Source organism: Clostridium sp. CAG:221 (assembly GCA_000435835.1).
Lineage (GTDB): Bacteria > Bacillota > Clostridia > Clostridiales > Clostridiaceae > Clostridium.
In genome coordinates this window covers 56,258-70,798 of sequence record FR883419.1, presented here as the reverse complement: position 1 = coordinate 70,798, position 14,541 = coordinate 56,258, and the positions used below count along the sequence as shown (strand labels likewise).

Sequence of the window (14,541 nt, the reverse complement as noted above, 5' to 3'; positions counted from 1 at the left end):
TAATCATTTAGAATTTAATGCATTTATTATTAATTTATATGTTAAAAATTTAATTTTTCTTTTTTCAATCTTCTCTTTTTATAAATATTTTTAATATTTATAAAAACTATTTCTCAATATATAAATCCACTAATTCACCACCAACTATATTTCTAATACTATTATAAATTTCTTCACTGGCATTTAGCATTTTATTTCTTAGCTCATCAGAAACTTTTATTATCTCTGTTCCACTCTCTTTAATAACATCTATTTTTTCAGATACTCTTACATCAGAAGATTCTCTTGCATATTTAATAGCTGCTTCCGATGCAGCATCTATTATTTCCCTTTGCTCTTTAGTTAATTCTTTATAAAAATCTTCACTAACTATTAATGATATTAAATGTGCTAAATGATTGGTTTCAACAATATACTTCTGTTGCTCATACAATTTATTAGATACAATTACTTCATAAGGATTTTCCTGTGCATCTATAGTATTTTGTTGAAGTCCTATATAAACTTCACTGAAAGTCATTGGTGTAGCACTTGCTCTTATAGCCTTCCAAAACTCTATATGATTAGTATTTTCCATTGTTCTAATCTTTTGGCCCTTAAAATCACTTATATCTTCTATGAGCTTATTAGTAGACATAACTCTAAAACCTTGATCAGCATATCCCATAAGTTCATATCCTGAATTTCTATAAGCCTTCTTCATAATTGATAAAAACTCCTTATTATCAACTACGCTTCTAACTTCATTGATATCTGAAAATGCACAAGGTAAATCAAATATTGCTGCTTCTTTAATAAAAGAAACCTGTGGTGCTGTATTTTGAACTACAAAGGGGATATCTCCATCCTTGCAACTTTCTAAAAGTTCTCTATCTCCACCTAATATACTATTAGAATATACTTCTATACGCATTTTTCCTTCACTAAGCCTATCTACTTCTTCTGCAAATTTTTCTGCTAATATCTGCGTTACAGTGTCTTCTGGGCTTGCTGTAGCAATTGGCCATGCATATGTTTGTACCTGTTCATCTTTTGATGCTGTACTGCATCCTGTTAAACATACAGTTAGTATCATTCCAAGTGAAAAACATAATATTTTTCTTTTGCTTCTTTTCCTCATGACATACCTCCATTTTTATAACAGCATTAAACTTATTGATGGTATAAATGTAAATAATAATAATGCAATTAAGAAACAAATAATCATAGGAATAGATTTTTTAGCTATATCCATAACTGGCACATCAGTTAAGGAGCTTGCCACAAAAAGATTAATTCCTATTGGTGGTGTAATAAAACCTATAGCTAAATTTACAATCATAATTACTCCAAATTGAATTGGATTTACACCTATAGCAGTAACTATTGGTAATAATATAGGTGTTAATATAAGAATTGCTGGAGTGGTGTCCATAACCATTCCAACTGCCAATAACACTAAATTTATCACTAATAATATAGTTATTTTATTACTAAAATTAGTTAATATCCATTCACTTACAATTTGTGGCACCTGCATTAATGTTAAAACTCTTGAAAAAGCAACTGATGTTGCTAAAATAAATAATATTGGTGCAAAAGTCCTTATGGTTTCAACACAAACATCAAATATATCTTTAATCTCAATACTTTTATATATAAAAACACTAAGAATTACTGCATAAAATACAGATATAACAGCTGCTTCTGTTGGTGAAGCCACTCCAGAATAAATACATCCTAAAATAATTATAGGTGATAATAAAGCAAAAAAGCTTTCCTTTAATAACTTAAACAAACCATTTTTTCTTAATTCACCTGTTACCTTATTAATTTTTTCTCTATCTTCTCCATACTTATTACAATATACAATTGAATATATCATTAATAAAGCTGCAATAATTACTCCCGGAATTATTCCTGCCATAAATAAATCACTTACAGATTCTCCTGTTGTTGTCCCATACATTATAAATGGTATACTAGGTGGAATAATAACCCCTAACCCTCCTGCCACTGCAACAATAGCTGTAGCAAATTTTTTATCATACCCAAGTCCACACAAAAACGGAATAGTCATACTTCCAACAGCTGCTACTGTTGCAGGTGCTGAGCCTGATATGGCACCATAAAATAAGCAGGTTACAATTACTGCACATGGAATACCTGCCGTAAATTTTCCTAAAAAATAAGAAAAAACATTAAAAAGCCTTTTTGATATTCCTCCTCTAGCCATCAATATTCCAGAGAATATAAACATTGGCACTGCTAAAAGAGGAAAGCTATCCAAACCTCCAAACATAGATCTAACTATATACTTAGCACTTACTGTAAATGAAGAATCTAGTATACCTGGTAATATTGATACAATTCCTAAAGATATTGATATTGGTATTGCTATCATCAAACATATAAAGAATATTAAAAATATAACCCCTGTCATCATATACTAAACCTCCCTAATAAACTTTAATTCTTCTATCCATCTTTGTATAAGCCTTATAGATACTAGTATAAAACTAAATAATGGTGCAGCCTGTATATAATACATTGGAATACCACAAGCAGGACTTGTTTGTCCACTAACTACGGCTGATTTTAAATAAAGATAAGCATATGGAATTAAAAATAAGAAAAATATTATTTCTATTGTATGATTTACTAACTTAATCATTGCTTTTCCTCTCTTAGGAAAGATAGATATAAATTGTTCTATTTTTATAGATATACATTTTTTTGTGCAATAACTTACACTAATGAACCCTGACCATATAAATAAATATCTAGTTATTTCTTCCGACCAAGCTAATGAATTACCTAATAAATATCTAGTAAATACCTGTATACCCATTATTAAAGTCATGGCTAATAAAAGAATAACTAGAATAAACTCTTCAAAGTTATCATCTAACCATTTAATTATCTTCATAACTGTTATTCTCCTTTACTTTTCTTTTGTAATATTATCATATTATTTCATTCATTGACAAAAGAGTTGTTAAAAAAAACTTCCTAAAAAAGTCAGTTTAATAACAACCCTTCTAAACATTATTATTTAATATCTAGTTTTTCTTTCATATATTCTATTGGCATGTCTTCTCCTGTCCACATCTTAAATGCTGCAGCTCCTTGGAATAACATCATACCAAGACCATTCATAGTTTTACATCCAACTTCTTTAGCCATTCTTAACAATTCAGTTTCTCTTGGATAGTAAACAACATCTGAAACAATAAGATCTGGTCTTAAGAATGATTTATCTGGAATATAAGTTTGTCCTTCTAACGGCTTCATTCCCATCCCTGTAGCATTAGTGAAAAGATAGCTACTTGCTATTTCTTCTTTTAACTTATCTAAATCTGCTAAATCAAATAATTGTGCTTTACAATTAGTTTTTTCATTGATTTTTCTTACAGTTTCTTCTGCGTTTGCCCAAAATTCATCTTTTCTATTAAATATAGAAATTTCTGCAACTCCATCTAAAGCTGCTTGTATTTCTATTGCAGTAGCAGCTCCCCCTGCTCCTACTATTGTCATTTTCTTACCAATAACATCTACACCATTATCTTTTAAAGACATCATATATCCTGTACCATCTGTTATATGACCAGTTAATACACCATCTTCATTTACTATTGTATTAACAGCACCACACATTTCAGCTGCTGGAGATAATTTATCTAAATATTTGTGTACAACTGTCTTATTTGGCATAGAAACATTAGATCCAACTAATTTTAAAGATCTTATTCCTTGAACAGCCCCTTCTAAAGAATCATTATCTACTTCAAATGCTAAGTATGCATAATCTAATCCTAATTTAGCAAATGCTGCATTATGCATTGCTGGTGAACTTGAATGACGTATTGGATAAGCCATAAGCCCTATTAATTCAGTATGTCCTGTAATTCTCTTTTCCATTACTTTAATCTCCTTAATATAAAAGTATTAAATAAATTTAATTAGTCATTATTTCCTCTAAATATATCATCAAAAGCTCTTAGTCCTAAAGTATAAACTGATGAACCAAGACCAACTATTATTCCTGAAGCTATTGGTGATATGACTGAGTGATGTCTGAATTCTTCTCTAGCATGTACATTTGACATGTGTAATTCAATAACTGGGCACTCTAACATTCTAAGTGCATCTCCTATAGCATGGCTGTAATGAGTCCATGCACCAGCATTTAACATAACTCCATCATATCCTTCTAAATATGCTTCATGAATTTTATCAACAAATTCACCTTCATTATTAGTTTGGAAGTTTGTAACTTCTATATCTAATTCCTTTGCTAAATCATCAACTTTTTTATTAATTCCATCTAAAGTTATTGTTCCATATTGCTTTGGATCTCTTTTACCAAACATATTATGATTAACACCATGTAATAACATTACTTTTTTCATTATAATTCATCCTCTCTTTGTCTATATATACTTTGTGTTTTATCTAAAAATTCAACTTCCTTAAGATTATCATAAGGAAGTGAAATTTCAATCTTTTTTATTTATTCATTAACATATTATATCTTATATTAACTACTATTGATGCTATTATACTAACTACAGCTAATACTGCTGATACTAATAATGTGTATTGAACACCAAATTTGCTAGTTACTGTTCCTGCTATAGCAGTTATACTGAATGCACATAATGCACCTGCTATCATAATCATACTTACAGCTTTAGCTTTTGAAGCTGGGAAAAGGTCAGACATTACAGAAACTAAAAATTGTAACACTCCACCAGCACATGTTGCACCAATTAGGAAACCTCCTATTTGTGCTACTATTGGACTCGGTACAAAATACATCCATAATAATGTTGCTAATGATAATGCTGGATATACTACTATCATTCTAACTGGTTTAATCCATTTAACTAAAACAACATTTAGTAATACTGCAAATATTGAACCTAATGCATAGTTTGATCCAATCTTACCTGCTGCTGCTTCTGTCATATTTAGGAATGTCATTCCATAATCTTTATTTATATTTAAAAATACTTGGAAAGTTGCTGTAGCTGTATATCCCATTATAATTAAAGCTACTCCTTCAATCCAAAAATTAGATTTAACTTGTACAACATCTGCTGCTGTTTCTGCTTTAGCTTCTCCTACAGTTGCAAAAGGAAGCTTAGTTAATAATAATGATATAACTACTAATAATACTATACAAATTACAAATGTCCATCCAAACCATAATCCATTAGATGCCCAGAAAGTAACCATTACTGGTAAAATATATTGTGCTATTGCTATACATAACTTTGATAAAATACTTGCAAGCCCTGATGATTGCACCAATATTTCCATAACTGCAGGAAGTACTCCTGAATCTAAGAATCCATTAGCTACACCAGCTAGAATTGCTACAAAGAAAGCTACTGTTGTATTTGGTGCCAATAATATTCCCCCAAAGAATCCTATATACACTAAACACCCTATAATAACAGTAAGTCTTCTACCAAACTTATCTGAAATTGCTCCTGAAAAAGGATACGTGATTAATCTTCCTATACCTAATGCAGATATTACATAAAGTACTCCTGCTGCATCAGTATTCCATAAAGCTTGAAATGATTTAGTATTTTGTGATAATATTGCTGCACCAAAACCATGTACAAAGAAACTTAAATATAGTACAAAAGCTGTTGGATACAAACTTTTCATTGATTTATTTTGCTCTTTCATTTTTATTCCCCTTCTCAATTGAATGTATATTTTTTAACAATTAACTTTATGATTCTTCTGTCATCTTATGTATTTATTATATTATTAATTTAAAATTTTGAACACTAATTATATTATATTGTTAAAAAATTATCTTGCTATTTGTTAATGATTTAACTACGATTTTAAGGAGTTTTTATGATTTTAAGCTATATTATCTTGCTTTTTTCCATAATTTTATTGTAATATATAGAAGTTTAATTATATAATTGTCTTGAAAATTAATAAGTTAGGAGAGTATTTTTTATGTTTTCTTATGACTTTACACCAAAAGATAACAATATATTTGAAGACAATAAACAACCAAAACTTTTAAGACTTTGTCATAATTTTAATAATCCTGGTTGGGTATATAATTATCACTTACATAAAAATGCTACTGAAATAGTATATATTGCCAATGGAAAAGCTGAGTATACCATAGATATGAATACATTCACATTGGAAAAAGGTCAAATTCTTATTATGGAAAAAGGCGTTCTTCATTCCATAACTTCTGATAAAGATTATCCTGCTGATGCTTGGACATGTATTATAGGTAATTACAAAATTACTTATAATACTGAAGATGTTATGCTTTTACCTAATAAAACATTTCATATAATGAATGCTGGAATTCATGAGGATTTTATAAAAAATACATTTAAGGAAATATATAATCTTTGCTTAAATAATAATTCTATTTCTCATGGTGTTTGTGATATTTTAGCCACTTCATTAACTTCAACTATTTATCATTTAATTCCTCATGAAGAAGAATCATCTGAAAATAATCACTCTTCATTTATAAGAGATGTACTTGTATATATAAATGAGCATTATACTGAAAAAATAACCTTAAAGAAACTTTCTGAGGTTTTTCATATAAGCACTGGTCATATAAGCCATTCTTTTACTAAAGAATATGGTGTTTCTCCAATAAACTATGCCATTGATTTAAGAATTTGCGATGCCAAGCTTATGCTTATAAATAGCACTGAATCTTTAGTATCTATTGCAAGAAAAGTTGGATATGATAATCCAACCCACTTCACCAATATTTTTACTAACAGAGTAAACTGTTCCCCTACTGAATATAGAGAATTTCATAATAAAAAGAATAATTATAATTTTGTTGATGATTCTAGTACTAGTTGTATTAATATAAATATTGATAATTCCTTAAAAGAAGCTCATGAATTAAAGAAAGATTTTGAAAAAATCAAGGAAGAAAATGAAATTTTGCAAAAAGCAATGTCCATATTAGCAAAAAAAAATTAATGGAAGCTCAAAAATTAGCTTCCATTTCATTTTTTATTTTATTCATTATTAATTATAGTAATTATAGTATTAACCAATTCATCTAATGTTTTATCATTTTCAACTCTATAATGACATTGATTTTTATATAAATCATATCTTTCATCATGTAATCTATAAAGAATATTGGGGCCATTTACCAAAAGTGGTCTATTCTTTATTTCAATATCACCTACAATATTATCTACAGGTCTATCTAAAAATACAATTATAGAATTATGGTAAAATGCTCTCATATTTTCTTTCTTTTTCACAACTCCACCACCTGAAGCTATCACTGTTTTTCTTCTATTGCTTAAAATTTTGCAGGCCTCTGTTTCACAATTTCTAAAATATTCTTCACTTATAGCAAACAATTCCGGTACTGTCTTGCCAGTAGATTCAACTATAAAATCATCCATATCTATAAAATCATAGTTCATTTTTTGTGCAAGCATCTTTCCCACAGTAGTCTTTCCGCAGCCTGTTAATCCTATTAAGACTATATTCTTTTCTTTATTATCCATTTATTTACCTCACTAAAACTCTTTCTTTAATTCATTGTAAATAACATTTATGATTTCTTTATCTATTTCAACTTGGTGAAATATCTCTTCTGCTTTTACAGCCTGCCCTACTAACATATATAATCCTCCAATTGAAATCTTTCCTAGACTTCTTGCTTTTCTTAATATTTCTGTTTCTGTGGGATTATATACTATATCAACTACTGCTTCAAATTTTTCTATTATTTCTTCTCCTACAGGAGATATACCTATTTTTGGATACATACCTACCGGAGTAGAATTCACTAATAAATATCCGCTAAGTTCTGCTAATTGCTCATAATTAATAAGCTTAACTCTTTTGTTCTCACTTTTTTCTGAGCTATCTTGTGGATTTCTACTTACTATATATACTTCTTCTGCTCCATCATCTAAAAGCACCTCTCTAATAGCCTTACTTGCTCCACCACTACCTAAGATAACTGTTGTTTTACCTTTTACATCTATATTAGCTATTTTTAAAGTACTATGAAAGCCAAAATAATCAGTATTATAACCACAAAGCTTTCCATCTTTATTAACTACAGTATTTACTGCCCCAATATTCTTTGCTTCATCAGAAATATAATCTAAGAAAGGCATAACTTCTTCCTTATATGGAATTGTTATATTAAATCCTCTTATGTCTAAAGTCTTCACTCCATCAATGAATTTGTGCATATTACCTTGTGGCAATTCAAACTTTTTATAAGCCCCCTCCACATTAATTAGCTCCATTATTCTTTTATTTATTATGGGAGAATAAGTATGTGGGAGCTTTTCTCCTAACACACCTAAAAATTCCATTACAATGCCCCCTTTTTTAATTTTTTATTTTTTCTATTCTTTACTTTTATAATTTCCTAATAATTTAAAGTATCTGCTTTTTTCTTCAATTAATGATATTGCATTTTTCACTTCTGCATCATCAAGATTGCCTTCAAAATCTACATATAATACATATTTCCATGGCAAGTTACTTATTGGTCTCGATTCTATCTTTTTAAGGTTTATATTATTTTCTGAAAAATGTCTTAAAAGTTTATATAATGTTCCTGCTTCATCTTCTAAGGAAAATACTATACTTACTCTATTAGAAAACTTATCATACTCTAATTTTTTCCCTATAACAATAAATTTAGTGGTGTTTTCTGATTCATCATTGATATTACCTTTCACAACTTCAAGTCCATACTTCTTTGCTGCTCTTTCACTGGCAATGGCTACCTTTGATTTTTCTCCTGTTTCATAGATATGCTTTACACTTAAAGCTGTATTGTGATATGGTATTTGAATCCATTCTTTATGTTTCTTTAAAAACTCACTGCTTTGAGCAAATCCTTGAGGGTGAGAATACACTTCCTTTATATCTGATATCTTTGTACCCTTTAAGCCAATTAAATTTTGTTTAACTTTTACACATTGCTCTCCCACAATGTAAAAGCCATAATCCTTCATTAAGTCATATACAACAGTAATGGCACCTGTTGATGAATTTTCCACTGGCAATACACCATAATCTATTTCATCATTTTTTAAAGCATCAAATACGTCTTCGAATTCATCATAAAACACTATGCCTTTTTCTTCACCAAAATAGTTTATTTTTGCTTCTTCACTGAAAGAACCTTCTACTCCTTGTACTCCAACCTTCACTTGACCCATTATACTTTGCTGAAATTCTCTACTGGTTGCCATCATATCATTTAAAAACTTTTCTGCATAATCACTATATTCTTTATTTTTAAGCCTTTTTAAATTTTTCTCAATAACAGCATTTTCTCTAGCTCCATTAAAAATTGGAAGATTTCTTTCCATCTTGTATTTTGCCACATTTAATACAACATCCATCCTTTTTTCAAAAAGCTCAATAATCTGCTTATCTATATCATCTATTTCATTTCTTAACTTATCTATATCTAACACCAAAACCCCCCTCTTTCAATTATGAATTATGAATTAATGATGAAACTCGAAGAGTTTCTGATAAATATATTTCTAAACTCCCTAAAGGAGTTTATTCCACAATTCATCATTCATCACTCATCATTCATCATTTACTAAGTTCATAACTCATCTTCGCTAATTAGTTAAGTCGCCTTCGGCTAGTTAAAAGAATTTCGCGTTTCATTAGCCATTTATGGCGACTTAATTAAGTGCATAAGTGAAGCCATATGCACTGTTTAACTTAGATTTAATTTTCAATTAAATCTAAGATTCCTATGGCTGTTGCTGCTTCTACTACTGGAAGTGCTCTTTGAACTATACATGGATCATGTCTTCCATTTACCTCTAAAACTGTATTCTCTCCTGTATTTATGTTTACAGTATTTTGCGTTTTTAATATAGATGATGTAGGTTTTATGGCAACCTTAAATATTACTGGCATACCATTAGTTATTCCCCCTAATATTCCTCCATTATTATTAGTCTTTGTTAAAACCTTTTCTCCTGCAAAATACATGGCATCATTAGCTTGACTTCCTCTCATTTGAGAAAGTTCAAAGCCTCTACCAAATTCAATACCTTTTACTGCTGGTATAGAAAACATTAAATGAGCTAAAGTAGATTCCACTGAATCAAAAAACGGATTACCTATTCCTGGCTCTATACCAAGAACTGCACATTCCACGGTACCACCAATTGAATCTAATTCTTCCTTAGCTAGCAGTATTTCTTTTCTCATATCTTCTTCTTTTGATCCATCTATTAATGGTAACTCTTTTGACATATATGAATTAATAAAATCTTCCGTAATTTCTTCATCTAAAAAGCTTTTATCTTCAATGGTGCCAATAGATTTTATATGAGATACTATCTTTATTCCCTTTGCTTCTAATATCTGCTTGCATATTGCCCCTGCAAAAACAAGAGGTGCTGTTATTCTACCTGAAAAATGACCTCCACCTCTATAATCATTAAAACCATTGTATCTAATCTTTCCTGTATAATCAGCATGACCAGGTCTCATTATATCTTTAAGCTTTCCATAATCCTTAGACTTAGTATTATTATTTCTTATGATGGCACAAAGAGGAGTACCTGTAGTCCTTCCTTCAAAAAATCCACTTAATATCTCAGGTTCATCAGCTTCTTTTCTTGGTGTTGATAAGTTATTCCTACCTGGTGCTCTTCTTTTCATTTCAGCTGATACTTTATCTAAATCTATCTCAAAACCTGGTTCAAGTCCATCTATATTAATCCCTATGGCATTTCCATGTGATTCTCCAAATATGGATATTTTAATTTTATTCCCCCACATTCCACTCACTTGCTATACCTCCTAATCTTCTGTAATCATTAAAAAATGATGGATATGATTTACTGATACATTCATACTCCTTTAATACTATAGGCTCTTTACATCTTGTTGCTGCAATGGCTAAAGTCATTGCTATTCTGTGGTCTTTCCAACTCCACACTTCTACTCCACCCTTTAAACTTTCTACACCTTCAATAATAAGTCCATCTTCCTTTTCTTCTATTTTAGCACCTAGCTTAGTAAGTTCTGATGCTACAGCCTTTAATCTATCACATTCCTTAATTCTAAGTCTGCCAGCCTTTATAATCTTAGTGGTACCTTTAGCTAAAGCTGCTGCCACTGATAATACAGGAATAATATCTGGACACTGTGAGCCATCTATTATGGTAGCTTTTAAATCATTATTTTCTGCTGGAATAATTCCATTTTTACTTTTATTCCATTGCACAGTCATCCCCATTCTTGATAAAATGTCAATGGCTTCCTTATCACCTTGTGCTGAGTTTGCCAGTACATCATCTATTTCCACTTTATTACCTATGGCATTTGCTGTTAAGAAAAATGCTGCTTGTGAATAATCACCTTCTACCTTGTAATTTCTAGCTTTATATTCCTGATTACCTTTAATAATAAATTCCTTATAATCATTATTTATTATTTCTATACCAAAATCCCTTAATGCAGATAATGTTAAATCAATATAACCCTTTGATTCCATTTCTGTTGTTATTACTATTTTTGAATCTCTATTAATTAAAGGTAACGTAAATAATAATCCTGTTATAAATTGCGAACTTATATTTCCAGCTAAATAATATTCCCCACCTTTTAAAGTGCCTTCTATTTGAAGGTTTAAAACACCTTCTTCAAAAGAATATTCTATATTATCTTGTTCAAATATTTCATAAAATGTATTTAATGGTCTTTTACCTAAATTCCCTCGACCTATAAACTTCTTCTTTCCTGGAATCAATAAAGAAATTGGTATTAAAAATCTTAAAGTTGAACCTGATTCATTACAATCAATAATCTTTAACTCTTTATTAACTTCATTATGATTTATACCATGAATCTCTATATAATTATTATTCTGATAAATCTTAGCTCCCAATGCTTTCATTGCTTCCATAGTAGCAATAATATCATCTGAAAAATCAATATTTTCTATTTTAGATATTCCTTTTGAAAGACTTGCACAGATAATTGCCCTATGAGCCATGCTTTTTGAAGGAGGAACTTTTACATTCCCCATCAGTGTCATATTTCCTAATTTTAAATCACCCAACTAAAATTCCTCCCTTAAATTACTTTCTTATTAAATAAAGTATGCTTTGTTGCTTTTCACAATTTCTGCATTTCCTATTTCTTTAAGTAAAATTAAATTAAGGTCATTACCTAAGTTCTTCTTATCAAGTTCAATACCGTGAATAACATCTTCCATCTTAACATCCATTTCATAAGGAAGATTATTTTTTATAAGTATTTCTTTAATTTGCTCTGATGAACCTTTTTTTGTAAAACCTTTTTCCTCACTTATTTTTGTTATTTCATACATTCCTATAGCTACAGCTACTCCATGGGTATATTTTGAATAGTTATAATATTGTTCTATGGCATGACCTAGTGTATGGCCAAAATTTAACAACATTCTTTCACCCTTATCTTTTTCATCTCTTTCCACAGTAAGCTTTTTAATGTTACAGCAAGTATAAATTATCTCTTCAATATTATCCATAAGCTTTTCCTTGCTATCTAATCTATTTAAGAAATCAAAAAATTTCTTATCTTTGATACATCCATATTTAATTACTTCAGCCATTCCATCAACAAAAAATTCATCACTTAAAGTATTCAAAACTTCTGGATCTATAAATACCGCCACTGGATGATAAAAACTACCTACAAGATTTTTACCTCTAGCTAAGTCAACAGCTACTTTTCCACCAACACTACTATCTACTTGTGCTAAAAGAGAAGTAGGTACTTGAATAAATTTAATTCCCCTTAAGTAAGTTGATGCTGCAAATCCTCCAATATCACCGATTACTCCACCACCTAAAGTAATGATTATATCACTTCTTGTTAATTTAAAATCTAACATCTCATCATATATTTGAGGCAATGTAGCAAATGACTTGCTATGTTCTCCAGCTTCAAGTACCATCAGTTTCACATCATATCCTTCAGCTTTCAAGTTATCTACTAATTTACTTCCATAATAGATATTTACATTATCATCTGTTAAGATAAAGATTTTCTTTCCTTTATATATTTCTTTTATTTTATATTGAATGCTATTAATTAATCCCTTTTCAATGATGATAGGGTAACTTTTTTCTGCTAAATCAATTTTTAATTCCAATAAAATCGCCACCTCAATAAAAATTAAAATGAAGAATTAAAAATGAATATATTATCTATCCATTCTTAATTTTTCATTTCTCATACATCTAGGTATAACCTATGAATATTAATACACTTTTATATTATCATAAATAGCAAAATACATAAAATAAAGTAATATTCTGAGCATTACCTATATTTCTCTACCTACAGCACTTGCTATTATGCTTAAATCCTTCATAAGATTATTAAATAACTCTGGCTTTATAGACTGTTGCCCATCACATAATGCATTTTGAGGATCATTATGCACTTCTAATATAAGACCATCAGCTCCTACAGCAACTGCTGCTTTTGCAAGAGGTTCAACCATCCACCACTTTCCTGTGGCATGACTTGGATCTATAATTACTGGTAAATGGCTTAATTTCTTAATTGCTGGTACTGCACTTAAGTCTAAAGTATTTCTTGTATATGTTTCAAAAGTCCTTACTCCTCTTTCACAAAGAATTACATTTTCATTACCACCAGCCATTACATACTCAGCACTCATTAATAGTTCCTCTATTGTAGCACTCATACCTCTTTTTAATAAAATTGGTTTTCTTGTTTTACCTAACTCTTTTAGCAAATCAAAGTTTTGCATATTTCTTGCACCTACTTGAATTACATCTACATCTTCCACAAATTTTTCTATATCATATGGTGACATTAATTCTGTAACTATTGGTAAACCTGTTTTAGCTCTAGCTAATTTTAATAATTCTAAACCTTCATACGCTAATCCTTGGAAGCTATATGGTGAAGTTCTTGGCTTAAATGCTCCGCCTCTTAAAAAGTTTGCCCCTGACTTTTTAACTTCTTCCGCTATTAAAGTAATTTGCTTTTCATTTTCTACTGAACATGGTCCAGCCATAATTGCTAACTTTTTGCCTCCAATTTTTTCACCATTAACATCTATTATTGTTGGCTCTGGATGAAACATTCTATTAGCTTTTTTAAATGGTTCCTGAACATGCATTACTCTTTCAACATTAGGATTTGCTTCTATATATGTTGGATCAATCTTTGTTGTATCTCCCACTAATCCTAAAATGCTTAATTCTGTTCCTATGACAGGATTAACATTTACACCAAGTTTTTCAATTTCATCCGTTAATTTTTTAATTTCCTCATTATTTGTTTTTGCTTTTAAAATTACTATCATAAATTTGCCCCCTATTATTTATTATATAAAAAAGGAACTCAAATGAGTTCCTTAACTTTATCTTTATAATTTTGCAATTAGCCTTAAATTATAAGAATATATATGGTATTACTCATTTATTAAAGTCTTATATATTTTTGTAAACTAAATAGCTAGCGCTAAAATAAAAGCCCCAGATAAAAAAG

Annotated in this window: 14 protein-coding genes; 1 reads left to right on the top strand and 13 read right to left on the bottom strand. The window is 29.6% G+C overall.

Annotated features, from left to right (window positions below; genetic code table 11):
* Positions 1-106: 106 nt before the first annotated feature.
* From Q5O44_RS11945 to Q5O44_RS11920, 6 genes are all read right to left on the bottom strand, one after another.
* On the bottom strand, positions 107-1,120 hold the full coding sequence (locus Q5O44_RS11945) for a TRAP transporter substrate-binding protein (protein ID WP_022168659.1): 1,014 nt from the start codon (positions 1,118-1,120) through the stop codon (positions 107-109).
* A 15-nt stretch (positions 1,121-1,135) separates the two neighbouring features.
* Positions 1,136-2,425, bottom strand: coding sequence for a TRAP transporter large permease (locus tag Q5O44_RS11940; RefSeq protein WP_022168658.1), 1,290 nt, complete (start codon positions 2,423-2,425; stop codon positions 1,136-1,138).
* Between the two features lie 3 nt (positions 2,426-2,428).
* Complete coding sequence (locus tag Q5O44_RS11935; protein ID WP_022168657.1) at positions 2,429-2,908, bottom strand: TRAP transporter small permease; 480 nt, start codon at positions 2,906-2,908, stop codon at positions 2,429-2,431.
* A gap of 122 nt (positions 2,909-3,030) precedes the next feature.
* Positions 3,031-3,900 (bottom strand): shikimate dehydrogenase, encoded by an 870-nt coding sequence (locus Q5O44_RS11930; RefSeq protein WP_022168656.1) that lies wholly within the window; start codon positions 3,898-3,900, stop codon positions 3,031-3,033.
* 41 nt (positions 3,901-3,941) lie between these two features.
* Complete coding sequence (aroQ, locus tag Q5O44_RS11925) at positions 3,942-4,391, bottom strand: type II 3-dehydroquinate dehydratase (protein ID WP_022168655.1); 450 nt, start codon at positions 4,389-4,391, stop codon at positions 3,942-3,944.
* A gap of 97 nt (positions 4,392-4,488) precedes the next feature.
* Positions 4,489-5,682 (bottom strand): MFS transporter, encoded by a 1,194-nt coding sequence (locus tag Q5O44_RS11920; protein ID WP_022168654.1) that lies wholly within the window; start codon positions 5,680-5,682, stop codon positions 4,489-4,491.
* Positions 5,683-5,967: 285 nt separating this feature from the next.
* On the opposite strand from Q5O44_RS11920, the gene Q5O44_RS11915 reads away from it, so the two are divergent.
* Entirely contained in the window at positions 5,968-6,981 is a 1,014-nt protein-coding gene (locus Q5O44_RS11915) for a helix-turn-helix domain-containing protein (protein ID WP_022168653.1), read from the top strand.
* A 38-nt stretch (positions 6,982-7,019) separates the two neighbouring features.
* On the opposite strand, the gene Q5O44_RS11910 is transcribed toward Q5O44_RS11915, so the two are convergent.
* From Q5O44_RS11910 to aroF, 7 genes are all read right to left on the bottom strand, one after another.
* A complete protein-coding gene (locus Q5O44_RS11910) occupies positions 7,020-7,526 on the bottom strand; it encodes a shikimate kinase (RefSeq protein WP_022168652.1) in 507 nt (168 codons plus the stop codon).
* 12 nt (positions 7,527-7,538) lie between these two features.
* Positions 7,539-8,351, bottom strand: coding sequence for a shikimate dehydrogenase (gene aroE / locus Q5O44_RS11905; RefSeq protein WP_022168651.1), 813 nt, complete (start codon positions 8,349-8,351; stop codon positions 7,539-7,541).
* A gap of 33 nt (positions 8,352-8,384) precedes the next feature.
* Positions 8,385-9,470, bottom strand: coding sequence for a chorismate mutase (locus Q5O44_RS11900; RefSeq protein WP_022168650.1), 1,086 nt, complete (start codon positions 9,468-9,470; stop codon positions 8,385-8,387).
* A 268-nt stretch (positions 9,471-9,738) separates the two neighbouring features.
* Positions 9,739-10,815, bottom strand: coding sequence for a chorismate synthase (aroC, locus tag Q5O44_RS11895; RefSeq protein ID WP_022168649.1), 1,077 nt, complete (start codon positions 10,813-10,815; stop codon positions 9,739-9,741).
* Complete coding sequence (aroA, locus tag Q5O44_RS11890) at positions 10,793-12,091, bottom strand: 3-phosphoshikimate 1-carboxyvinyltransferase (protein WP_022168648.1); 1,299 nt, start codon at positions 12,089-12,091, stop codon at positions 10,793-10,795. Before aroA ends, aroC begins: the two co-directional genes overlap by 23 nt.
* Before the next feature lie 30 nt (positions 12,092-12,121).
* Positions 12,122-13,168, bottom strand: coding sequence for a 3-dehydroquinate synthase (gene aroB, locus Q5O44_RS11885; RefSeq protein WP_022168647.1), 1,047 nt, complete (start codon positions 13,166-13,168; stop codon positions 12,122-12,124).
* A 174-nt stretch (positions 13,169-13,342) separates the two neighbouring features.
* Complete coding sequence (aroF, locus tag Q5O44_RS11880) at positions 13,343-14,356, bottom strand: 3-deoxy-7-phosphoheptulonate synthase (protein WP_022168646.1); 1,014 nt, start codon at positions 14,354-14,356, stop codon at positions 13,343-13,345.
* Positions 14,357-14,541: the final 185 nt, after the last annotated feature.